The organism is Brevundimonas sp. CEF1, from assembly GCF_051353055.1.
Lineage (GTDB): Bacteria > Pseudomonadota > Alphaproteobacteria > Caulobacterales > Caulobacteraceae > Brevundimonas.
The window spans coordinates 1,024,980-1,045,511 of the sequence record NZ_CP195593.1 but is presented as its reverse complement, the minus strand read 5'-3'; the positions used below and the strand labels follow the sequence as shown (position 1 = coordinate 1,045,511).

General features: G+C 66.7%; 23 protein-coding genes and 1 tRNA gene. 6 read left to right on the top strand and 18 right to left on the bottom strand.

Annotated features, from left to right (window positions below):
* Positions 1-58: 58 nt before the first annotated feature.
* A complete protein-coding gene (locus ACR9FL_RS05415) occupies positions 59-2,008 on the top strand; it encodes a M61 family metallopeptidase (RefSeq protein ID WP_436358121.1) in 1,950 nt (649 codons plus the stop codon).
* A gap of 51 nt (positions 2,009-2,059) precedes the next feature.
* Positions 2,060-4,048 (top strand): M61 family metallopeptidase, encoded by a 1,989-nt coding sequence (locus tag ACR9FL_RS05410; RefSeq protein ID WP_436357579.1) that lies wholly within the window; start codon positions 2,060-2,062, stop codon positions 4,046-4,048.
* Between the two features lie 60 nt (positions 4,049-4,108).
* On the opposite strand, the gene ACR9FL_RS05405 is transcribed toward ACR9FL_RS05410, so the two are convergent.
* The 7 genes from ACR9FL_RS05405 to ACR9FL_RS05375 all read right to left on the bottom strand — a co-directional run bounded on the left by ACR9FL_RS05405 (position 4,109) and on the right by ACR9FL_RS05375 (position 8,828).
* The gene (locus tag ACR9FL_RS05405) at positions 4,109-4,789 is read right to left on the bottom strand and encodes a type 1 glutamine amidotransferase domain-containing protein (protein WP_436357578.1); all 681 of its coding nucleotides are present in this window, start codon (positions 4,787-4,789) and stop codon (positions 4,109-4,111) included.
* 148 nt (positions 4,790-4,937) lie between these two features.
* Complete coding sequence (rplL, locus tag ACR9FL_RS05400; protein WP_105563615.1) at positions 4,938-5,318, bottom strand: 50S ribosomal protein L7/L12; 381 nt, start codon at positions 5,316-5,318, stop codon at positions 4,938-4,940.
* Positions 5,319-5,373: 55 nt separating this feature from the next.
* Positions 5,374-5,889 carry a 50S ribosomal protein L10 gene (gene rplJ, locus ACR9FL_RS05395; RefSeq protein ID WP_105563614.1) on the bottom strand — a complete coding sequence of 172 codons (516 nt, stop codon included), beginning with the start codon at positions 5,887-5,889 and terminating at the stop codon, positions 5,374-5,376.
* A 314-nt stretch (positions 5,890-6,203) separates the two neighbouring features.
* Entirely contained in the window at positions 6,204-6,635 is a 432-nt protein-coding gene (locus ACR9FL_RS05390) for an NUDIX hydrolase (protein ID WP_436357576.1), read from the bottom strand.
* Entirely contained in the window at positions 6,635-7,636 is a 1,002-nt protein-coding gene (locus tag ACR9FL_RS05385) for an inorganic phosphate transporter (RefSeq protein ID WP_296175409.1), read from the bottom strand. Before ACR9FL_RS05385 ends, ACR9FL_RS05390 begins: the two co-directional genes overlap by 1 nt.
* 6 nt (positions 7,637-7,642) lie before the next feature.
* Positions 7,643-8,299, bottom strand: a complete 657-nt coding sequence (locus ACR9FL_RS05380) for a DUF47 domain-containing protein (protein WP_296175407.1) — start codon at positions 8,297-8,299, stop codon at positions 7,643-7,645.
* A gap of 109 nt (positions 8,300-8,408) precedes the next feature.
* Complete coding sequence (locus tag ACR9FL_RS05375) at positions 8,409-8,828, bottom strand: winged helix-turn-helix transcriptional regulator (protein ID WP_296175404.1); 420 nt, start codon at positions 8,826-8,828, stop codon at positions 8,409-8,411.
* A gap of 55 nt (positions 8,829-8,883) precedes the next feature.
* Here ACR9FL_RS05375 and ACR9FL_RS05370 point away from each other — a divergent pair, with 55 nt between their 5' ends.
* Positions 8,884-9,495, top strand: a complete 612-nt coding sequence (locus tag ACR9FL_RS05370; protein ID WP_436357573.1) for an NAD(P)-dependent oxidoreductase — start codon at positions 8,884-8,886, stop codon at positions 9,493-9,495.
* A gap of 19 nt (positions 9,496-9,514) precedes the next feature.
* Here the strand turns inward: ACR9FL_RS05370 and ACR9FL_RS05365 are convergent, their stop codons facing one another.
* The 7 genes from ACR9FL_RS05365 to ACR9FL_RS05335 all read right to left on the bottom strand — a co-directional run bounded on the left by ACR9FL_RS05365 (position 9,515) and on the right by ACR9FL_RS05335 (position 13,431).
* On the bottom strand, positions 9,515-10,051 hold the full coding sequence (locus ACR9FL_RS05365) for a DUF2059 domain-containing protein (RefSeq protein ID WP_296175394.1): 537 nt from the start codon (positions 10,049-10,051) through the stop codon (positions 9,515-9,517).
* A 112-nt stretch (positions 10,052-10,163) separates the two neighbouring features.
* On the bottom strand, positions 10,164-10,850 hold the full coding sequence (gene rplA, locus ACR9FL_RS05360) for a 50S ribosomal protein L1 (RefSeq protein WP_296175391.1): 687 nt from the start codon (positions 10,848-10,850) through the stop codon (positions 10,164-10,166).
* 3 nt (positions 10,851-10,853) lie between these two features.
* A complete protein-coding gene (gene rplK / locus ACR9FL_RS05355; RefSeq protein WP_296175388.1) occupies positions 10,854-11,285 on the bottom strand; it encodes a 50S ribosomal protein L11 in 432 nt (143 codons plus the stop codon).
* Between the two features lie 438 nt (positions 11,286-11,723).
* Positions 11,724-12,299 carry a transcription termination/antitermination protein NusG gene (nusG, locus tag ACR9FL_RS05350; RefSeq protein WP_296175386.1) on the bottom strand — a complete coding sequence of 192 codons (576 nt, stop codon included), beginning with the start codon at positions 12,297-12,299 and terminating at the stop codon, positions 11,724-11,726.
* 13 nt (positions 12,300-12,312) lie between these two features.
* Positions 12,313-12,612 (bottom strand): preprotein translocase subunit SecE, encoded by a 300-nt coding sequence (secE, locus tag ACR9FL_RS05345; RefSeq protein ID WP_296175384.1) that lies wholly within the window; start codon positions 12,610-12,612, stop codon positions 12,313-12,315.
* A gap of 70 nt (positions 12,613-12,682) precedes the next feature.
* Positions 12,683-12,758, bottom strand: a tRNA-Trp gene (locus ACR9FL_RS05340).
* Between the two features lie 136 nt (positions 12,759-12,894).
* Positions 12,895-13,431 carry a pyridoxamine 5'-phosphate oxidase family protein gene (locus tag ACR9FL_RS05335; protein ID WP_436357569.1) on the bottom strand — a complete coding sequence of 179 codons (537 nt, stop codon included), beginning with the start codon at positions 13,429-13,431 and terminating at the stop codon, positions 12,895-12,897.
* A 95-nt stretch (positions 13,432-13,526) separates the two neighbouring features.
* Here ACR9FL_RS05335 and ACR9FL_RS05330 point away from each other — a divergent pair, with 95 nt between their 5' ends.
* Both ACR9FL_RS05330 and ACR9FL_RS05325 read left to right on the top strand, forming a co-directional pair.
* Positions 13,527-13,907 carry a hypothetical protein gene (locus ACR9FL_RS05330; RefSeq protein ID WP_436357568.1) on the top strand — a complete coding sequence of 127 codons (381 nt, stop codon included), beginning with the start codon at positions 13,527-13,529 and terminating at the stop codon, positions 13,905-13,907.
* A 66-nt stretch (positions 13,908-13,973) separates the two neighbouring features.
* Entirely contained in the window at positions 13,974-14,717 is a 744-nt protein-coding gene (locus ACR9FL_RS05325) for a Crp/Fnr family transcriptional regulator (RefSeq protein WP_436357566.1), read from the top strand.
* Positions 14,718-14,806: 89 nt separating this feature from the next.
* Here the strand turns inward: ACR9FL_RS05325 and ACR9FL_RS05320 are convergent, their stop codons facing one another.
* The 4 genes from ACR9FL_RS05320 to ACR9FL_RS05305 form a co-directional block, all read right to left on the bottom strand.
* Entirely contained in the window at positions 14,807-15,460 is a 654-nt protein-coding gene (locus ACR9FL_RS05320; RefSeq protein WP_436357564.1) for an OmpW/AlkL family protein, read from the bottom strand.
* A 334-nt stretch (positions 15,461-15,794) separates the two neighbouring features.
* Positions 15,795-15,914 carry a cytochrome bd-I oxidase subunit CydX gene (gene cydX / locus ACR9FL_RS05315; protein ID WP_105563602.1) on the bottom strand — a complete coding sequence of 40 codons (120 nt, stop codon included), beginning with the start codon at positions 15,912-15,914 and terminating at the stop codon, positions 15,795-15,797.
* Positions 15,915-15,936: 22 nt separating this feature from the next.
* Entirely contained in the window at positions 15,937-17,085 is a 1,149-nt protein-coding gene (cydB, locus tag ACR9FL_RS05310; RefSeq protein ID WP_436357562.1) for a cytochrome d ubiquinol oxidase subunit II, read from the bottom strand.
* Positions 17,086-17,110: 25 nt separating this feature from the next.
* On the bottom strand, positions 17,111-18,676 hold the full coding sequence (locus ACR9FL_RS05305; protein WP_436358120.1) for a cytochrome ubiquinol oxidase subunit I: 1,566 nt from the start codon (positions 18,674-18,676) through the stop codon (positions 17,111-17,113).
* A 217-nt stretch (positions 18,677-18,893) separates the two neighbouring features.
* Between ACR9FL_RS05305 and cydD the strand changes: the two genes are divergently transcribed.
* Positions 18,894-20,522 carry a thiol reductant ABC exporter subunit CydD gene (gene cydD / locus ACR9FL_RS05300; protein WP_436357560.1) on the top strand — a complete coding sequence of 543 codons (1,629 nt, stop codon included), beginning with the start codon at positions 18,894-18,896 and terminating at the stop codon, positions 20,520-20,522.
* Positions 20,523-20,532 lie beyond the last annotated feature (10 nt).

Here is a 20,532-nt window from a genome sequence, read left to right as displayed (position 1 = left end):
TCTCGACGCGCAGTGATCTGCGGCGCCCTCGCCGCCTTGCCGGAAAGTCCCCCTGATGATGCGTCCCGCCGCCCGCCTGCTGGTCACCGCCTGCGCCTCCGCCCTGCTGTTCTGCGGCGACGCCGCCCTGGCTCAGGTCGGCACGCCCGCCCTGCCTGTGGCGCTTGCTCCTATCCCCGCCCCGCGAGACGTGGCCTATCCGGGCGTCATCAGCATCGACGTGGACGCCACCGACATCGACCGCCGCCTGGTCCAGGTGCGTCAGACCATCCCCGTCGCCCAGGCTGGCCCCATGGTCCTGCTCTATCCCCAGTGGCTGCCCGGCAACCACAGCCCCGCCGGGCCCGTCGCCAACGTCGGCGGCCTGACCTTCACCGCCAACGGCCAGCGCCTGGAATGGGTGCGCAACACGGTCCAGCCCTGGGCCTATCAGATCGAGGTCCCCGCCGGCGTCAGCCAGGTGGAGGTCGCCTTCCAGTGGCTGACCCCCATCGAAGGCAATCAGGGCCGCGTCGTCGTCACGCCCGAGATGCTGAACATCCAGTGGGAGAAGGCCCTGCTCTATCCCGCCGGCTACTACTCGCGTCAGATCACCTTCAAGCCGACCCTGAAGCTGCCGACCGGCTGGAACTACGGCGCCGGCCTCGACACCGTCAGCTTCGAGAACGGCCTGGCGACCTTCGCGCCCATCACCCTCGACCACCTGGCCGACAGCCCCGTCTTCGCTGGCCAGCACTATCGCCAGATCGACCTCGATCCCGGCGGCCGCTCGCCCGTCCGCCTCAACGTGGTAGCCGACACGGCCAAGATGCTGGAAGCCAGCGACGAGCACATCCAGCTGCACCGCAACCTTGTGGCCCAGGCCGACCGCCTCTTTGGCGCCCGCCACTATGACCACTACGACTTCCTGCTGGCCGTGACAGACAAGCTGGGCGGCATCGGCCTGGAGCACCAACGCTCGTCCGAGAACAGCGTCGATCCCAAATACTTCACCGACCGCGAAGGGACCCTGGCCGACCGCGACCTCCTCGGCCACGAATATACCCACAGCTGGAACGGCAAGTGGCGCCGCCCCGCCGACCAGATGACGCCTAACCTCAACGAGCCCCTGCAGAACTCCCTGCTCTGGGTCTATGAGGGCCAGACGCAGTACTGGGGCCTGGTCCTGACCGCCCGCGCGGGCCTGATGAGCAAGCAGCAGGCGCTCGACGTCCTGGCCATGACCGCCGCCAGCTTCCAGAACATCCCCGGCCGCCAGTGGCGCGCCATGCAGGACACCACCAACGACCCGATCATCAGCCAGCGCCGCCCGCAGCCCTGGGGCTCCTACCAGCGCAGCGAGGACTATTACCGCGAGGGCTCGCTGATCTGGCTGGACGCCGACACCCTGATCCGCGAGCAGACCGGCGGCAAGAAGTCGCTGGACGACTTCGCCAAAGCCTTCTTCGGCGTCGAGGACGGCGACTGGAACCCGGCCCCCTACACCTTCGACACCGTGACCTCGACCCTGAACGGGGTCCAGGCCGCCAACTGGTCCGCCTTCCTGCGCGAACGCCTGGACGCCGTCGGCCCCGCCTCGCGCGGCCCGCTGGACGGCATCGAGCGCGGCGGCTACCGCCTGGTCTTCAAGGAAGAGCCCTCCGCCTACATGGGCGCCCTGCACAAGGAGCTGGGCCGCAACGACTTCACCTATTCCCTCGGCTTCATGATGAACGGGTCGAACAAGATCACCTCGGTCCTCTGGGGCGGCCCGGCCTTCGAGCAGGGCCTGACCTCGGGCTGGGAAGTCGTCGCCGTCGCCGGTCGCGCCGCGTCGGCCGACGCCCTCAAGGAAGCCGTCACCGCCGCCAAGGGATCGACCGATCCGATCGAGCTGATCCTCAAGAACGGCGACCGCTTCAAGACCGTCCGCTTCGACTACCACGACGGCCTGCGCTACCCGCATCTGGAGCGGATCGAAGGGACGCCGGACCGGCTGGGCGACATCCTGTCGCCTCGCCGTCGCTGACGCCGCCTGCCAAGCCTTACGCCTGTCTGCATTCTGAGTTCTGGATTCCCGATGACCCGACGCCTGCCCGCCGCCGCCCTCGCCCTGTTGCTGACCTCAGTCGCCTCGACCGCTCTGGCTCATGCTCCGCAGGCCTGGACTGGCCCGCAGGCGCCGGCCGCGCCGACGCCCCAGAACACGCCCCTGGGCCTGCCTCGCGCCCTGCCGCCTATCCCGGCCCCGACCGCCGAAACCTATCCCGGCGTGATCAAGTATGAGGTCGACGCCACCGACGTCGAACGCAAGATTGTCCGCGTCCGCCAGACCATCCCGGTCACGGCCGGGCCTCTGGTCCTGCTCTATCCCAAGTTCCTGCCCGGCAACCACGCCGCCACCGGCCCGATTCAGCTGATCTCGGGCGTGACCGTGACCGGCGGCGCAAAGCGGATCGACTGGCTGCGCGACACCATCGACCCCAACGCCTTCCATATCGACGTGCCGCAGGGCGTCAGTGAGATCGTGGTCGAGTTCCAGTGGCTGACCCAGCCCGACAACGCCACCTGGCGCGTCGTCATGACCCCCGAGATGGTCAATCTTCAGTGGGAAAAGGCCCTCCTCTATCCCGCCGGCTACCGCTCCACCGGCATCACCTTCGCCCCCTCGATCCGCCTGCCCGAGGGCTGGAAATACGGCGTGGCCCTGGACACCGAGCGCTATGAGAACGGCGTGGCGACCTTCCGCCCCACCGACCTCTACACCCTGATCGACAGCCCCCTGTTCGGCGGCGCCCACTATCAGCGCATCGAGATCGACCCCCGTGGCGAGGCGGTTCACCTGAACATCGTCGCCGACGAAGCCAAGAACATCGCCCCGACGCCGGAGCAGATCGCCTGGTTCGAAAACCTGGTCACCCAGGCCGACCGTCTCTTCGGCGCCCGCCCCTATGACCGCTACGACTTCCTGGTCGCCGCCACCTCGAAGATGGGCGGCATCGGCCTGGAGCATCACCGCTCGTCCGAGAACTCAGTCCCGACCGACTTCTTCACCAACTGGGGCAAGAACATGGGCGCCGTCGGCCTCTTGCCGCACGAGTTCGTCCACGCCTGGAACGGCAAGCGCCAGCGCCCGGCCGACGAACTGACCGCCAACCACAACATCCCGACCCAGAACACCCTGCTGTGGGTCTATGAGGGCCAGACGGAATACTGGGGCGACGTCCTGACCGCCCGCTCGGGCCTGGCCTCGAAAGAAGACATTCTGGTCACCGTGGCCGAAAACGCCGCCTTCTATGACAACCAGCCGGGCCGCGAATGGCGGCCGCTGCAGGACGTCAACAACCACAACCTGCTCGGCTACCGGACCAGCAATCCCTATTCGTCGTGGATGCGCGGCACCGGCGACTACTACCGCGAAAGCCTGCTGATCTGGCTGGACGCCGACACCCTGATCCGCGAGGCGACGGGCGGCAAGAAGTCGCTGGACGACTTCGCCAAGGGCTTCTTCGGCGGCGACGACGGCTCCTGGGCCCCGCGCGGCTATACCTTCGACGACGTGGTCGCGGCCCTGAACGCCGTCCATCCGCACGACTGGGCCAGCTTCCTGCGCACCCGCCTGGATGCGACCGGCCCGGACGCCAAGGCTCCGCTGGACGGCCTGGCGCGCGGCGGCTACCGCCTGACCTATACTGACAGCCTGACCGCCGGCGAGAAACGCATCCAGTCCGGCTGGGCCACCGACTTCCAGTATTCTCTGGGCTTCACCCTGTCCTCGTCGAACAAGCTGACCGGCATCCGCTGGGGCGGCCGCGCCTTCGAGGCCGACATCGGCCCCGGCTGGGAACTGGTTGCCGTCAACGACCGCGCCGCCTCGGCCGAGGTCCTGCGTGACGCCGTCACCGCCGCCAAGGGAACGAGCGCCCCCATTTCCCTGCTGCTCAAGAACGGCGACCGCTACCGCACCGTGGCCTTCGACTACCACGACGGCCTGCGCTACCCGCGCCTGGAACGCATCCCCGGCACGCCGGACCGCCTCGGCGACATCCTCAGCCCGCGCCGTCGCTAAACGGAGCGGCGCCAGGAAGTGAAAAGGCCCGGGAGCGATCCCGGGCCTTCTTCATATCGGTCAGGCTTTCAGCAGCTTCAGAAGCGCGTCGGCGGCTTCCCGTGACGAGGCCGGGTTCTGCCCCGTCACCAGCGTCCCGTCGGTCAGGACATAGGAGCCCCAGTCCGCCCCCTTGCTATAGCGCCCGCCGTTCGCGGCCAGCATGTCCTCGACCAGGAAGGGCACGACCTGGGTCAGGCCCACGGCCTCTTCCTCGCTGTTGGTGAAGCCGGTGACGGCCCGCCCCTTGACCAGGGGCTGCCCGTCCGCGCCCTTCACATCCTTCAGCACGCCCGGCGCGTGGCAGACGAAGCCCGTCGGCTTGCCGGCGGCGGCGAAGGCCTCAATCAGGCTGATGGAGACGGGGTCATTGGCCAGGTCCCACAGCGGCCCATGCCCGCCGGGATAGAAGACGGCGTCGAAATCCCCGGCCTTCACATCGGCCAGCCTTTGCGTGGTCGCCAGCGCGGCCTGCGCCTCCGCATCCGCCTTGAAGCGACGGGTGTCCCCGCTCTGAGCGTCCTCGGCGTCGCTCTTGGGGTCCAGCGGCGGCTGCCCGCCCTTGGGCGAGGCGATGACGAGCTCGGCCCCCGCATCCTTCAGCGCGTAATAGGGAGCGGCGAACTCTTCCAGCCAGAAGCCGGTCTTGTGGCCGGTGTCGCCAAGCTGGTCGTGCGAGGTCAGGACCATCAGGATCTTCATGGGGCGCTCCTTGTGTGAGGCTGCACAGATGGTCTCCCCCGCCCCGCCTCGCCAGTCGCGCCCAAAAGAAAACGGGCCGGAGGTTTCCCTCCGACCCGTTCTTTGAAGTCTGAGCCTCGGCCCGAAGGCCGAAGCGCAAAATCCGATCTTACTTGATCTGGATCTTGGCGCCGGCTTCTTCGAGCTTCTTCTTCAGCTCTTCAGCGACTTGCTTCGAGACGTTCTCGACGACGTTCTGCGGAGCGCCTTCGACCAGGTCCTTGGCTTCCTTCAGACCCAGGTCGGTGCGGACGCCGCGGACTTCCTTGATCACGTTGATCTTCTTGTCGCCGCCGTCCACCAGGACAACGGTGAACTCGGTTTGCTCTTCAGCAGCTTCAGCCGGAGCAGCAGCGCCGCCAACAGCAGCAACGGCGACCGGTGCGGCAGCCGAAACGCCCCACTTGTCTTCCAGCAGCTTCGACAGTTCAGCGGCTTCCAGGACGGTCAGAGCCGACAGTTCTTCAACGATCTTGGCGAGATCAGCCATTTTAGTCTTCCTTCGGTAGGATGAGGTTCAGAGAGATATGCAGAGATGACGAGGCTTAGGCGGCGTCTTTGGTCGCGTACGCGTTGAAGACGCGAGCCAGTTGGCCGGCGGGTGCTTGCAGAACGCCAGCGACCTTGGTCGCCGGGGCTTGCAGCAGGCCGATCAGCTTGCCACGCAGTTGGTCCAGCGACGGCAGCTTGGACAGGGCGTCGACGCCAGCAGCGTCCAGCACCTTGTCGCCCATGAAGCCGCCGATGAGCTTGAACTTGTCGTTGCCCTTGGCGAATTCAGCCGCGACCTTCGCAGCGGTGACGGGGTCGGCTGCATATGCGATGCCCACGGGACCCTTGAACAGGTCGTGGTACTCGCTGCCTTCCTCGACGCCCAGCGCCTTGAGCGCCAGACGGTTTTTCACCACCTTGAACGCGCCGCCTTCTTTACGAAGGCGACCACGCAGGTCTTCCATCTCCGCAACGGTCAGACCCAGGTTGTGGGTCACGACCACGGCGCCCGCGTCGGCGAACACGCTCTTCAGCGATTCGATCGACTCGGCTTTTTGTGCGCGGTCCATTGCGGTCTCCAGTTTTGGTATTCGCCGCCGGGCTAATTCCCGACGACGGATTTGGCATAAGCGCCATGCATCGCTGCACAGCGTTCAGACCGGTCTTATTGTCCGAAGGAAGCAGGCCCGCCCGCCGCAAACGGCAGGGCAAAAGGTCTTTGCATCCCCATCTCCCCACGGCGCCAGAGGGCTCTCTGGACGATTATGACGCGGGTGGCCCCCACGTCCCGAAGTTCTCGGACAGGCTCCGCCACGGCCGAAACCATGACGAGAAGCCGCGCTCTATACACGGCCTGAGGCCGAAATCAACGGCGCCGCCGGTACTAAGCGCGAAAATCCCGGATCAGCTGGGCCAGATCGGCCTCGTCCACCGCCTCGGCCGCCTCGGCCTGGGGCATCCAGCGGCGCTGGCGCTGCTGGTCCTCGGGCCAGGCGCCCAGTTGGATCAGGACTTCGAGCGGATAGACGGCCACGACGCAGGCCTGAATAGCCCCCGTCTTCATCCGCTTGCCATAGCGGAAATGGCCGATGGGCGCGCCTAGGGTCTCGCCCTGGACGCCCGCCTCCTCATAGGCTTCCTGAGCCGCCGCCTGGGGGTCGGTCTTGCCGACCATGCGGCCGCCCTTGGGAATGACCCAGCGGCGCGTCTCGCGCGAGGTGATCATCATCACCTCCAGACCATTCTCGCCCGGCCGCCACGGCAGGGCCGCGACCTGACGATTCTCGGAGGTCTCTGTTCGGGCCGGAGCGGTCATCAGGTCAGGAACAGGCCGCCGACAAAGTAGAAGATCGCACCGATGGCGGCGGCGGCGGGCATGGTGATGAACCAGGCGGTGACGATGCTGCGCGCCACGCTCCAGCGCACGGCCGAAACCCGCTTGGCCGCGCCCACGCCGACGATGGCGCCGGTGATGGTGTGGGTGGTCGACACCGGAATGCCCATGCTGGTGGCCGCAAACAGGGTGATGGCCCCGCCCGTCTCGGCGCAGAAGCCCTGCTGCGGGCTGAGCCGCGTGATCCGCGACCCCATGGTGTGGACGATCTTCCAGCCGCCGAACAGGGTGCCCAGGGCTATGGCCGCCTGACAGGTGATGACCACCCAGAAGGGCACGTGGAACTCGCCGCCCAGCATGCCGCGCGAATACAGCAGGATGGCGATGATCCCCATGGTCTTCTGCGCGTCATTGCCGCCGTGGCCCAGCGAATAGGCCGAGGCCGAGACGAACTGCAGCCCCCGGAAGATGCGATCGGCAAAAGCAGGATTGGCCTTTGCGAACAGCCAGGACACGATCAGCACCAGCAGAAGGGCCAGCAAGAAGCCAATGGCCGGCGACATGAAGATGGCGCCCACCGTCTTCAGCACCCCGGCGATCACAACGGCGCTGGTCCCGGCCTTGGCGATGCCCGCGCCCAGCAGGCCCCCGACCAGGGCATGCGAACTGGACGACGGGATGCCCGCGATCCAGGTGATGACGTTCCAGCTGATCGCCCCCATCAGAGCGCCGAAGATGACCTGATCCGAGATCACGTCGGGCGAGATGATCCCCCGCCCGATCGTGTCGGCCACATGCAGGCCGAAGAAGAGGAAGGCGATGAAGTTGAAGAAGGCCGCCCAGCCGACCGCATAGATCGGCGGCAGGACGCGCGTCGCGACGATGGTGGCGATGGAGTTGGCCGCGTCGTGCAGGCCATTCAGGAAGTCGAACAGCAGGGCGACGCCGATCAGGAAGACCAGGATCAGGAGGGCGTGATCCATCGGACCCTACAGGTGCTCGACCAGGACGCCGTTGATGCGGTTCGCCACATCCTCGAAACGGTCGATGATCTTCTCGAGATGGTCATAGACCTCCCCGCCGATGATGAACCACAGCGTATTGCCGCCGGTCATGTCGTGGCGGTGCAACTCATAGAGGGCCTTCATGCCCTCGTCGTAGAGGGTGTCGCTCTGGCTTTCGAGGCGGGCGATCTGTTCGGTCAGCTCGTTCAGGCGGTCGTGGTTCTTGCGCATGGCCGGCAGCAGGGACACCGCCTCGGCCGTCAGGGCGCCGCATTGGACGGCGATGTCCGCCAGCTCGCGCATCTTGGGGGCGAATTCGCGCATTTCGTACAGGGTGACGACCTTGGCCGTCTTCTGCATCTGGTCGATGGTGTCGTCCAGGGAGTTGGTCAGGCCGCGAATGTCCGAACGGTCGAACGGGGTGATGAAGCTGCGGCGCACGGCGAACAGGACCTCGCGGGCGACCTCGTCGGCCTCGTGCTCATGATCGACGATCTTCTGGCACCAGTCGGGCGTGGCCTCGCCGCCGTCCAGCATGCCGCGCAGGGCCTCGGCGCCCTTCACCAAGGTGGCGGCGTGGGCGTCAAACAGGCGGAAGAAGTTGTCTTCCTTGGGCAGCAGCGCCTGGAACCAGCTCAGCATCAGTCGTCTCCGAAAGGGCCGCGCAGGGCGACAGCGCCCCAAGACCGGAATTACCCCCCCGCCGTCAAGTCGTCCGCATACGGAAATCGCTCCGTGCAACGATTAGTGCTCAGCCTATTTGGACGGCGTCGTAATCCGCCTGAGCCAACGCCACCTCAGGCATCCGCGTCTCGGCCCAGTCGATCACCGGCTGCAGGGCCTGAACCAGGGTCTGCCCCAGCGGGGTGATCGCATAGGTGACAGAGACCGGCACCGTGGCCTCGACCGAGCGCGTCGCCAGACCGTCTCGCTCCATCTGGCGCAGGGTCTGGCTGAGCATCTTCTGCGACACCCCCTCGATGCGGCGCTTCAGGGCGTTGAAGCGCATCGGGCCGCCCGCCAGCGTGGTCAGAAGCAGAACGGTCCACTTGTCGGCGATGCGGTCGAGCAGGAGCCGCGTCGGACAGTTGGCGGCATAGACGTCGCCGCGCCAGAGCGCCGGGGCGGTTTCCGCCGGGTGACCAGATGAGGTTTCGGTGCCTTCTTGCATGGTTGCTTCCTATAGCACACCTGGTTCCCATTGGTAACCAACAGGAGAGATCGCCATGAAAGTCACAGTCCTCGGCGCCAGCGGCCGCGCTGGATCGGAGATCGTCAAGGAACTGGCCCGTCGCGGCCATCAGGTGACGGGCGTGGCCCGCAATCCCGATCGCATCCCGACCGGCGAAGGCGTCACGGCCGTCGCCGGCGACGTGAACGACGCCGCCGCCCTCCCCGCCCTCCTGAAGGGGGCGGACGCCGTGGTCAGCGCCATCATGTTCGTCGACACCAAGCCTGACGCCCTGATCGCAGCGGTCAAGGCGGCTGGAGTTCCGCGCTATCTGGTGGTCGGCGGCGCCGGCAGCCTGGAGGCTGCGCCGGGCCTGAAGGTCATCGACACCCCGGACTTCCCCGAGATCTACAAGGCCGAGGCCTCGGCGGGCGGGCGCTTCCTGGACCGCCTGCGTCAGGAGGATGAGTTGGACTGGACCTTCCTGTCGCCGTCCGCCGTGTTCGACGGCAGCGACCGCACCGGCCAGTTCCGCCTGGGCGGCGACGCCCTGCTGGTCAGCGCCGCGGGCCACAGCGCCATCTCCTTCCCCGACTACGCCATCGCCATGGCCGACGAGATCGAAACGCCGAAGCACAGCCGCCAGCGCTTCACCGTCGGCTACTAGGCCGAGCGACAGGCGGCGTCTATTTGGCGGGGGCCGCCTGTCCGACCTGCCCCTTCAGCGCGGACTTCATCTCCTGCCGTTCCTGAGCCGAGCATTCCAGACGGTCGCAAAGACGGTCCATGGCGCGCTCCAACACGGGCGGCAGAACCGTTTGCGCCACGACGCCGATACGCGGCGCCGCCTCGTAGCTCTTGCGCACCATCGAGCGCCCCACGTCGCTCTCATAGAAGGCGACGAGCGCACGCAGCTCTTCCAGCGTGAAGATGTCGGCATAGACCGGCGCCATGGCCTTGAAGAGGGCAGGCATATACTCCTGCATCATCTCGGACATGGTTTCCTCGACCGCGCGTGCGTCGCCGGGGTCCATACCCGCCGTGGCCGGAAACAGACCCGCGAACGACTCCTCCATCGCCTTGGCCATGTCCTCGACCTGCATCAGGGCGACAAAGCGGTAGGCCAGATCAAGCCGTTCCGACGCGTCGTCGCGCGCGCTCGCCGACAGAGGTGCGGCCATCATGACCAGAGCGGCGCAAAGACCGGTGAAGAATCGCAACATGAGCCTGCTTCCCCTCGAAAGTTCCGCCATGCCCACTCGCCAATCATCGGTCAACGAAAAAGCGGCGGAGATTGCTCTCCGCCGCTTTCGTAGTTCAGACTGAAGTCCGAGATCAGCCCAGCGAAGCCGGATCGACCTTGAAGCCCGGGCCCATCGTCGACGACAGGGTGATGCGCTTCACATAGGTGCCCTTGGCGCCCGACGGCTTGGCGCGGTTCAGAGCGTCCACGTAAGCCTTGACGTTGGCTTCCAGGGCTTCCTGCGTGAAGGAGACCTTGCCGATGCCGCCGTGAGCGATACCGGCCTTCTCGACGCGGAATTCCACGGCGCCGCCCTTGGCGTCCTTGACGGCCTGGGCGACGTTCGGGGTCACGGTGCCGACCTTGGGGTTCGGCATCAGGCCGCGCGGACCCAGGACCTTACCCAGACGGCCGACCAGGGCCATCATGTCGGGCGAGGCGATGACGCGGTCGAAGTCCATCAGACCACCGTTGATCTGCTCGTACAGATCTTCGGCGCCGACGTATTCAGCGCCGGCGGCGCGGGCTTCGTCAGCCTTGGCGTCCTTGGCGAAGACGGCGACGCGGACGTCGCGGCCGGTGCCCGACGGCAGGTTCACAACGCCACGGACCTGTTGGTCGGCGTGACGCGGGTCAACGCCCAGGTTGACGGCGATTTCCATCGACTCGTCGAACTTGGCCTTGGCGTTGTCCTTGACCAGCTTGATGGCGTCGGCGAACGGCAGGAGGTCCTGCGTGACGCCGGTGCGAGCTTTATGAGCCTTGGTTTGCTTAGCCATGGATTAGCCCTCCACCACTTCGATGCCGATCGCGCGGGCCGAGCCTTCGATGATGCGCATGGCAGCGTCGATGTCGTTGGCGTTCAGGTCTTTCATCTTCGCTTCAGCGATCTCGCGGACTTGCGCCTGCGTGACCTTGCCGGCGATTTCGCGACCGACGAGCTTGGCGCCCGACTTAATGCCGGCGGCCTGCTTCAGGTAGAAGGTGGCCGGCGGGGTCTTGGTGATGAAGGTGAAGGACTTGTCCTGATAGACCGTGATGACGGTCGGCAGCGGGGTGCCCTTGGCGACCTTCTCGGTGCGCGCGTTGAACTCCTTGCAGAAGCCCATGATGTTGACGCCGCGCTGACCCAGCGCCGGGCCGATCGGGGGCGAAGGCGTGGCCGAACCGGCCGCAACTTGCAGTTTGATATAGCCGAGAATCTTCTTGGCCATTGGTCTCTCCTATGGATGACCCCGACAGAGACTGAGGGGCCGGTGAGCCGTGGTCTGGCATGGCTGCCTCCCACGGATTTGCCGCCTGACGACTCGAAAGCCCTCTGGCGGAGGCGCGCATGTAGCAGGACGTCACCACGAAGGCAAATGGAGGCCGCCCAATACGGAGCCTCACACCCTCGTTCGAAAAAATAGTGTCTAAAGAGTCTAATTCGTCTGAGATCCCGCCTGGCTCGCGTCAGCGACGGATCAGGCGACCGGCCGTCGCCCAGCCTAGCACGTACCGTGACCAGGGCCGGCGAAACGACTGTTATTGCCGCCAATCGCTGTAAATCATGGGCATCGGCGCGGTCGCACCTGCACGCAGATCAGACTCCAAACGCAAAACGGCGGCCCGAGGGCCGCCGCTGCACGTCGTTCAGGCGATGATCTACGCGATCAGCCGCCGGTCTTTTCGACCTGATTGTATTCCAGATCCACCGGGGTCGGGCGGCCGAAGATGGAAACGGCCACGCGCAGACGGGCGTTGTCTTCGTCGACGCTCTCGACCTGACCGTCGAAGCTGGCGAACGGACCGTCGATGACCTTGACGGTCTCGCCGATGTCGAAGCGGATGGTGGGCTTCGGACGCTCGACGCCCTCTTCCACGGCGCCGATGATGTTCTGAACTTCACGTTCCGAGACCGGCAGGGGCTTGGTGCCGCCTGCGGCGCCCAGGAAGCCCGTGACCTTCGGCGTGTTCTTGACCAGGTGATAGGCGTTGTCGGTCATCTCCATCTTCACCAGCACGTAGCCGGGGAAGAACTTGCGTTCCGAGTTCACCTTGCGGCCGCGACGGATCTCGACGACTTCCTCGGTCGGAACCAGGATTTCGGAGAAGGCGTCTTCAAGGCCTTGCTGCTTCGCCTGCTCGCGCAGTTGTTCCGCGACCTTCTTTTCGAAGTTCGAGTAGGCGTTGACGATATACCATTTGTGGCGGGGATTGGCCGCCGGCTTGGGCGCTGCATCGCTCATGTGCGCGTCTCCTTTATTGGCCGAGGCCGAGAATGAAGCGGGACGCGAAGCCCAGCCCCGTATCGACGATCCAGAAGAAGGCCGAAGCGATCAACACCATGATGAAGACCATCACCGAGGTGATCCAGGTCTCCTTGCGGCTGGGCCAGACGATCTTGCGAGCTTCAGCGCGAACTTGGCTGAAGAACTGAGGGATCGACGTCTTCTTCTTGGGTGCGGGCGCGTCAACGGCGACCGTGGCGGCGCCGGATGCGGCGGCTGCGGTCTGGTTTCCCACGGTGCGGCGACCGCCGGGGGTCTTCGCCTTGGCCATATGACGTCTCTTCAACCTCTGGAACCTGTCGCCTCACATGGGAACTCCCAAGCGACTGCGACAGGGGGAATGGCAGGAGCGGAGGGACTCGAACCCACGACCCTCGGTTTTGGAGACCGATGCTCTACCAGCTGAGCTACACTCCTAGTGTCCCGGACAAAGATCAATGCGCCGTGAGCAAGCTCGACGGCGCTAACCTCGCCAGAGGGGCGCATATGCCTGACGGCCGAACGCATTTCAAGGGGCGTTTCACGATAACCGTCGATAGATGCGCAGCTTTGTTCAGAACAGCCGCGCCACGGCGCTGGGTTCATAGCTGACGCCGTGCACGACGCGGTCGGGATCGCCGATCGAGAAGGTCTGGGCGCGGCTGCGGCCGTCGATCACGGCCACCGCCTCGACCCGTTCAGGAATCACCTTCACCACCGCCACCGAGTCGCCGCCGGGGGCCCAGGGGCTGATTTCCGGCGAGCGCTTATGGATCAGATCATTCAGGCGCTGGACCTCGTCGCCGTCGGTCACTTCCTCGGCTCGGCCGTCGATAGACAGGCCGACCGCCTCCCCTTCCCCGGCCACGCCGCGCACGGCCACGCCCACGCGCGGGTCGGCGGTGATGTTGCGCAGCTTCTCGCTGTCGCGGGCGGTGACGAAATAGAGGTTCAGCCCGTCGTTCAGATAGCCGAGGGTGCTGGCCTGAGGCCAACCATCGGCGCGATTGGTCGCCAGGGTCATCAACCTCTGGCCGTCCAGCAGCTTCAGGATCGCGGCCACCGCCGCGCCGTGGATGGGGATGACGCCGAATGCTGGCTCTGCGCTCATGACCTGAACTCCTTTGCGGTAAACTGCGGCGGCCTCGCCGGGTTCACCTTGACACAGATCAAGGCGGCTGGGCCTCGGGCGCGCGAAATGGCCGCATGACCCAGTCTCGCCTCCTGCAGGATGCTCCCCGTCTGAACGTCGTTCCCCTGACCGAGGCCGAGGCGCCCGCCGAGTTCGCCTTGGCGCGGCTGTGGCGACCCGATCTGGGCGCCGATCAGTGGCGGACCTTCCTGCGCGACTGGCGCGCCGCCCCCGACAGCCGCGGCATTCTCAGCGCCCGAAGCCAGCGCGGCGGGGTGCTGGGCTTCGTCAGTTGGTGGCGGCAACCCGACCTGGAGTTCGGCGAGACCCTGTGGGCCGGTCCCTTCGTGGTGCGCGAGATGGGCGTGCGGCCCCTGGTGCGGCAGAGCCTGGCGGTGGAACTGACGGCCCTGTCCCACCGGCTGAGCGCTAGGCTGCGCTATTCAGAAGACTAGGACAGCCTGCCCACTTCGAATGCGATCCCCGTTCAGCTAGGCTGCGGCGGAATGCTGGAGCCGACCATGACCGCCTGCAACGCCGCCCGGGCCGAAGCCTCGGACGTCCGTCTGGAAGACGTCCACCCCTGCGCGACCTGCGGGGCGCGGCCGCTGGGCGTCTGCGCCGACCTGAAGGGCCATGAGTTGCAGAACATGGCCTGCGCCAGCGAGACGGTGACGGCCCAGCCGGGACAGGCCCTGTTCCACGAGGGCGACCCCAACCCCTTCGTCTTCAACGTCGTGGACGGGGCGGTGAAGCTGTATCGCCTGCTGCCCGATGGACGGCGCCAGATCACCGGCTTCCTGTTCCAGGGCGACTTTCTGGGCCTGGGCGGTCGCGGGCCGTCCAGCTTTACGGCCGAGGCCCTGACGCCGCTGAGCGCCTGCCGCTTCCGCCGCGGCGACTTCGATCAACTGCTGAACGCCCTGCCCGCGCTGGAGCATCGCCTGGTGGCCATGGCGGGCGACGAGTTGATGGCGGCGCAGGAGCAGATCGTGCTGCTGGGCCGCAAGACGGCGCGCGAACGCATCGCCAGCTTCCTGACCCGTCTGTCGGCGCGCCAGGTGCAACTGGGCGGCGCCGAGGGCCGCGTCCACCTGCCCATGACCCGCCTGGACATCGCCGACTATCTGGGCCTGACGATCGAGACGGTGAGCCGGGTCTTCACCCAGTTCAAGACTTCGGGTCTGATCCAGCTGCTGCCGAACAATGAGGTGGCCCTGCCCGATCCCGAGGCCTTGAAGGCTCTGGGGGAAGGCGCGGCCTGAGCCGGAAAGAGTGATCGAAGGCGCGGCCTGGGGGCGATGGGGGTGCGGGCTGACGACCCGCACCCCCGCCCCGCATCGACGCGGAAGTTCTAGAACTTCCGGCCGACGCCCACCGACACGACCCACGGATCCAGGCTGACGCTGCTCTTCAGCGCGCCGCTGTTGATCGTGGCGTCCGTGTCGAACCACACCTTCTTGGCGTCCAGGTTCAGGGTCCACGGCCCCGACAGATTCCAGTCCGCCCCGGCCTGCAGCGCCACGCCGAAGCCGTTGTCCAGATCGACGTCGAAGCCGTTCTTATCCTTGCCGTCGAAGAAGGCCATGTAGCTGACGCCGGCGCCGACATAAGGGCTGATCGTGGAATTCGGCGTCGGACGGTATTGCAGCGTCACGATGGGCGGCAGGACCCAAGTCTCGCGCACGGCCACATCGGTCGCCCCGCCCTTGGCGCGGACCTCATGCTGGGTGGCGCCCAGGATGGCCTCGACCGCCCAGTGGTCGGCGACGAACCAGGTGAAGCCCAGGGTCGGCATCCAGTCGTCGCCGACATCGACCTTCAGGCCGCTGTCGGCGCCGGCGGCGGTAAGGATGGCGTCGTCGGCCTGAGGCAGGACGCCGGTCATGCGGGCGGTGACGATCAGCGTCCCCTTGCCGACGGGTTCGGGGGCGGCGTTCTGAGCGAATGCGGCGCCCGCCAGGGTCAGGACGCTGGCGGCGGCCAGGAGTGCGGCGGCGGTCTTCATCGGTATCAATCCCCGACAATCGCCGGATTGAGGGAGGGTCCGGCTTCGATGTCTTCACGACCATGCGCTCGTCCCCATCACGCGACGTTGATCCAGAGCAAGTCACGGATATTTCTGATGATCATCAGATATTCTCGCCCCTCCCCGCTCATCCCGGCGGACGCCGGGATCCAGTGAGAATGCGCGTCAGAGACCTGTCCATTCCGCGTAGCGCCTTGAAGCCAAAGAACTGGATCCCGGCGTCCGCCGGGATGAACGGGGTAAGGCACGCCAAAGAAAAGTCCCCTCCGGCGGGCGCCGAAGGGGACTTTCAGTCATGGGATCGCGGACGACGTCACGGCTCGGAGCGTCCCTCATCCCCTTCGTCATACAGATGGAACTCGTGCCAGAGGCCGTTCAGGACGCCGAAGGCCACCGCCAGGCCGAGGCCCAGGATCCAAGCGAAATACCACATGGAATGATCTCCTTTCGCGGGATCAGTAGAGGTCGGGGTTGGTCTTCAGCTCAGCCTCGGTCGAACGGCCCCACAGCACCTTGTAGACCCAGGAGGTGTAGAACAGGACGAAGGGCAGGAAGACCGCCACCACGATCAGCATGATGAACAGGGTCGTGTGGCTGGACGAGGCGTTCCAGGCTGTCAGGCTGGACTGGGCGTCGATCGAGCTGGGCAGGATGAAGGGGAACATCGACAGGCCGACCGTCGAGATGATCCCCACCGCCGAGGCCGAGGAGCCGCCGAAGGCCAGGACCGCCGACTTGCGCCACATGCCCAGCAGACCGATGGCGGCGCCGGCGAAGCCCAGGACCGGGGCGATGATCATCCACGGATAGCGACCGTAGTTGTCCAGCCAGGCGCCGGGCGCGGCCTCGACCGCGGTGCGCAGGGGGTTGGACACGCCGCCCGTATCGACCGCGCCGGTGATGCGGAAGCCCATGTCGCCAAAGGCCACCATGGCGCCGCCGACGGCGAACAGGACCAGGCTGGCCAGACCGGCGATAGTGCCGATGGCGCGAGCGCGCTTCAGCACCACGCCCTCCTCGCCCTTGACCGCCAGCCAGGCCGCGCCGTGCAGCACCAGCATGGACACCGACAGCAGACCGCAGACCAGGGTGAAGGGGGTGAACAGGCCCAGCAGGCTGCCTTCGTAGAAGCTGCGCAGGTCGCTATCCAGACGGAAGGGCGCGCCCGTCAGGACGTTGCCGACCGCGACGCCGAACACCAGGGCCGGGACGAAGCTGCCGATGAAGAGGCCCCAGTCCCACATGGAGCGCCAGCGCGCCTCGGGCCGCTTGGAGCGATACTTGAACGACACGGGCCGCAGGATCATGGCGGACAGGACCAGGAACATGGCCAGGTAGAAGCCCGAGAAGCTGACGGCGTAAACCTGGGGCCAGGCGGCGAAGATGGCCGCGCCGCCGACGATGAACCAGACCTGGTTGCCCTCCCAGGTCGCGCTGACGGTGTTGATGACCATGCGACGTTCGTCGTCCGTCTTGGCGACGAAGGGCAGCAGGGCGCCGACGCCCATGTCGAAGCCGTCCGTCAGGGCGAAGCCGATCAGCAGCACGCCCAGCAGTCCCCACCAGATCAGGCGGAGCGTGGTGTAGTCGAGGGGAAGTTCCATCTCTCTTTTCCTTCAACGACCGGGGTCAGGCGACCGCCGGTTCGCCTTCCGTGCTGGCGTCGGCTTCACGGGCTTCCTGTTCGGCGAACGGGCCCTTCTTGACGGTGCGCAGGATCAGTCCGACCTCGACCACCGCCAGGGTCCCATAGAGCAGGGTGAAGCAGACGATGGTGGTCAGCAGTTGCGGCACGCTGAGGCTCGAGGCGCCGAGGAAGGTCGGCAGGACGCCCTCCACGGCCCAGGGCTGACGACCCACCTCGGCCAGCAACCAGCCGGATTCGATGGCGATCCACGGCAGGGGAATGGCCAGGACGGCCAGACGCAGGAACCACCTGGTCTCGTGCTTGCGCAGGGTGCACAGGACGAAGGCCGTGGCGAACAGGCCGATCATCAGGAAGCCGATGCCGGCCATAATGCGGAAGACCCAGAACATCAGCGGCACATTGGGCACCGTGTCCCAGGCCGCCTGCTTGATCTGCTCGGGCGTGGCCAGACGCGGATCGGCGACGTAGCGTTTCAGCAGCAGGCCGTAGCCCAGGTCGCCGCGCACGCTTTCGAACTGGGCGCGGGCGGCCATGTCGGTGTGGTCGGCCTTGACCTTCTCAAGGGCGTCATAGGCGACGACGCCGCGTTCGATGCGGTCCTCAGCCACCGCGACCAGTTCCAGAATGCCGATGACGGGCTTGTCGATGCTGCGCGTCGAGATCAGGCCCAGGACATAGGGGATCTTGACCTCGAAATGGGTGTGGCGGTCTTCCAGGCTGGGCAGGCCGAAGGCGGTCAGGCCGGCGGGGGCCGGTTCGGTGCGCCACATGGCCTCCAGGGCGGCCAGCTTCATCTTCTGGTTGTCGGTCAGGGCGTAACCCGACTCATCGCCCAGGACGACGACCGACAGCGACGACAGCAGGCCAAACGCCGCGGCCACCGTCATCGACCGCTTGGCGAAGCCCTTGTGCTTGCCCTTCAACAGATAGAAGGCCGAGATGCCCAGCACGACCACGGCGGCGCAGACATAGCCCGCCGAAACCGTGTGAACGAACTTGGCTTGCGCGACCGGGTTGAAGATCACCGCCATGAAATCGGTGACTTCCATCCGCATGGTGTCGGGGTTGAAGGCGGCGCCGACCGGGTTCTGCATCCAGCCGTTGGCGGCCAGGATCCACAGGGCCGACAGGTTGGTGCCCAGGGCGACCATGAAGGTGACGAACAGGTGGGCGTGCGGCTTCAGCTTGTCCCAGCCGAAGAACATCAGCCCGACGAAGGTCGCCTCCATGAAGAAGGCCATCAGCCCTTCGATGGCCAGCGGGGCCCCGAAGATGTCCCCGACATAGTGGGAGTAGTAGGACCAGTTCATGCCGAACTGGAATTCCATGGTCAGGCCCGTGGCCACGCCCAGCACGAAGTTGATGCCGAAGATCGCGCCCCAGAAGCGGGTGATGGTCCGCCAGATCGGCCGACGCGTCATCACATAGATGCTCTCCATGATGACCAGCATGAAGGAGAGGCCCAGGGTGAGGGGCACGAACAGAAAGTGGTATAGCGCCGTCAGTGCGAACTGAAGGCGTGAAAGGTCTACGACCGCCAGGTCGATCATGGGCTCAGGCTCCTGACCGCCAGCCCCCATCGACCGGCGTTCTACTATAACCTAAGGCAACGCTCGAAGGCGCGCCTTGATCCTGATCAAAGCCCGCCGGGCGGACTCGCTCTAGACGGCGTTTCGCCCAAGGCTGTTTCGTCACAAGGACGATTCGCCCAATGCGCCTTCGCGCTGGTTCATGTCTGGTCGCGCGAATGGAGCAGGAGAGACGATGACGGCCCAGCCGATCGATACAGACGCCGCACCCGCCCCCACCCCGGCCCAGTGGCTGAAGACGGCCCTGTCGCCGCGCAAGCGGATCATGGCCCTGGCCAGCGGACTGGTGATCGCCGACGCGGTTCCGGCGGTCGGCTTCGCAGCCGGCCTGGGCCTGGCGGTCGGCGCCCTGCCGCAAGGGATCGGCCACGCCCTGCCCGGCGCGGCTCTAGCCGTCGCCTCCTTGCTGGCGCGCGGCGTCCTGACCCAGGTCGCAAGCCTGACGGCCGCCCGCGCCGCGCGCGCCGTCAAGGGCGACCTGCGGCGTCAGGCCCTGAACGGGGCCTTTTCCGGCCGCCTGTCCGACGCCGAGACCATGACCGCGACCGTCGAGGGGGTCGAGGCGCTGGACGGCCATGTCTCACGCTTCGGACCCGCCCGCATGGCGGCCGCCGTGACGCCCCTGCTGCTGATCGCCGTCGCCGCCGCGGTCAGCCCCTTCACCGCCGGCATCTTCCTGTTCACCCTGGCCCCCTTCGTCATCGGCATGGCCCTGACCGGCATGGCGGCGGGGGCCGAGAGCCGCCGTCAGTTCCAGGCTCTGGGCCGGCTGTCCGGCCTGTTTCTCGACCGCATCCGCGCCCTGCCCGCCATTCTCGCCTTCCAGGCCGAGACGCAGCAAACGGCGGTGATCGCGCGCGCCTCCAGCGATCTGGCGCGCCGCACCGGCAAGGTGCTGAAGATCGCCTTCCTGTCCTCGGCGATTCTGGAGTTCTTCTCGGCCCTCGCCGTGGCCCTGGTCGCCGTCTATTGCGGCTTCAATCTGCTGAAGCTGCTGCCCTTCCCGGCGCCCGAGCAACTCAGCCTGACCCGCGCCTTCTTCCTGCTGGCCCTGGCGCCCGAGGTCTATGCCCCCATGCGCCGCCTGGCCGCCGCCTATCACGACCGACAGGCCGCCGAGGCCGCCGTGCCCAGCCTGAGGACGCTGACCGAAGGGGCCGCGCCCGCCGCCGTGCGCCCGCCCGTTCCCGCCAGCGCCCCGGCCGTCGCCTTCCGCGACGTCGCCGTCGCCTATGAGGCGGGCGCGCCGGTCCTGACCGGGTTCAATCTGGAGATCGCCCCCGGCGCCACAGTGGCCCTGCTCGGCGCCAGCGGCTCGGGCAAGAGCAGTCTGCTGCATCTGTTCCTCGGCCTGTCTCCCCTAAGCGGCGGCGAGGTCGAGGTCGGCGAGGTGCGCCTGTCCGACCATCCCGACCTGACCGCCTGGATCGCCTGGGCTGGTCAGGCGCCCGTCGTGGTGCCCGGAACCCTGACCGAGAACATCGCCCTGGCCTGGCGCGGCGCGCCGTCAGGGCGCGTCATGGAGGCCGCCGCGCGCGCCGGCTTCACCGGCGACCTGAACCGCATCATCGACGAACGCGGCGGCGGACTGTCGGGGGGCGAACGACGGCGCCTGGGCCTGGCCCGCGCCTTCCTCAAGCCCGCGCCCATCCTGCTGCTGGACGAGCCGACCGCCAATCTGGACGCCACGTCCGAGGCCGCCCTGCTGCCCGTCATTCGCGCGGCGGCTGAAGGCCGCACCACCCTGATCGCCACCCATTCCGAGGCCGTCGCCGAACTGGCCGACGTCGTGGTGCGCCTGTGAGCGTGCCCGA

What these genes read in the sequence shown, in the direction of transcription:
- ACR9FL_RS05415 (WP_436358121.1), top strand. Translation starts at nt 59, where the DNA reads ATGCGTCCCGCCGCCCGCCTGCTGGTCACCGCCTGCGCCTCCGCCCTG.
- cydX (WP_105563602.1), bottom strand. Translation starts at nt 15,914, where the DNA reads ATGTGGTATTTCGCTTGGATCCTGGGCCTCGGCCTGGCGGTGGCCTTC.
- ACR9FL_RS05370 (WP_436357573.1), top strand. Translation starts at nt 8,884, where the DNA reads ATGAAAGTCACAGTCCTCGGCGCCAGCGGCCGCGCTGGATCGGAGATC.
- cydB (WP_436357562.1), bottom strand. Translation starts at nt 17,085, where the DNA reads ATGGAACTTCCCCTCGACTACACCACGCTCCGCCTGATCTGGTGGGGA.
- ACR9FL_RS05335 (WP_436357569.1), bottom strand. Translation starts at nt 13,431, where the DNA reads ATGAGCGCAGAGCCAGCATTCGGCGTCATCCCCATCCACGGCGCGGCG.
- ACR9FL_RS05365 (WP_296175394.1), bottom strand. Translation starts at nt 10,051, where the DNA reads ATGTTGCGATTCTTCACCGGTCTTTGCGCCGCTCTGGTCATGATGGCC.
- rplK (WP_296175388.1), bottom strand. Translation starts at nt 11,285, where the DNA reads ATGGCCAAGAAGATTCTCGGCTATATCAAACTGCAAGTTGCGGCCGGT.
- secE (WP_296175384.1), bottom strand. Translation starts at nt 12,612, where the DNA reads ATGGCCAAGGCGAAGACCCCCGGCGGTCGCCGCACCGTGGGAAACCAG.
- rplJ (WP_105563614.1), bottom strand. Translation starts at nt 5,889, where the DNA reads ATGGACCGCGCACAAAAAGCCGAGTCGATCGAATCGCTGAAGAGCGTG.
- ACR9FL_RS05405 (WP_436357578.1), bottom strand. Translation starts at nt 4,789, where the DNA reads ATGAAGATCCTGATGGTCCTGACCTCGCACGACCAGCTTGGCGACACC.
- ACR9FL_RS05390 (WP_436357576.1), bottom strand. Translation starts at nt 6,635, where the DNA reads ATGACCGCTCCGGCCCGAACAGAGACCTCCGAGAATCGTCAGGTCGCG.
- ACR9FL_RS05380 (WP_296175407.1), bottom strand. Translation starts at nt 8,299, where the DNA reads ATGCTGAGCTGGTTCCAGGCGCTGCTGCCCAAGGAAGACAACTTCTTC.
- nusG (WP_296175386.1), bottom strand. Translation starts at nt 12,299, where the DNA reads ATGAGCGATGCAGCGCCCAAGCCGGCGGCCAATCCCCGCCACAAATGG.
- ACR9FL_RS05325 (WP_436357566.1), top strand. Translation starts at nt 13,974, where the DNA reads ATGACCGCCTGCAACGCCGCCCGGGCCGAAGCCTCGGACGTCCGTCTG.
- ACR9FL_RS05375 (WP_296175404.1), bottom strand. Translation starts at nt 8,828, where the DNA reads ATGCAAGAAGGCACCGAAACCTCATCTGGTCACCCGGCGGAAACCGCC.
- ACR9FL_RS05410 (WP_436357579.1), top strand. Translation starts at nt 2,060, where the DNA reads ATGACCCGACGCCTGCCCGCCGCCGCCCTCGCCCTGTTGCTGACCTCA.
- ACR9FL_RS05385 (WP_296175409.1), bottom strand. Translation starts at nt 7,636, where the DNA reads ATGGATCACGCCCTCCTGATCCTGGTCTTCCTGATCGGCGTCGCCCTG.
- cydD (WP_436357560.1), top strand. Translation starts at nt 18,894, where the DNA reads ATGACGGCCCAGCCGATCGATACAGACGCCGCACCCGCCCCCACCCCG.
- rplL (WP_105563615.1), bottom strand. Translation starts at nt 5,318, where the DNA reads ATGGCTGATCTCGCCAAGATCGTTGAAGAACTGTCGGCTCTGACCGTC.
- rplA (WP_296175391.1), bottom strand. Translation starts at nt 10,850, where the DNA reads ATGGCTAAGCAAACCAAGGCTCATAAAGCTCGCACCGGCGTCACGCAG.
- ACR9FL_RS05320 (WP_436357564.1), bottom strand. Translation starts at nt 15,460, where the DNA reads ATGAAGACCGCCGCCGCACTCCTGGCCGCCGCCAGCGTCCTGACCCTG.
- ACR9FL_RS05330 (WP_436357568.1), top strand. Translation starts at nt 13,527, where the DNA reads ATGACCCAGTCTCGCCTCCTGCAGGATGCTCCCCGTCTGAACGTCGTT.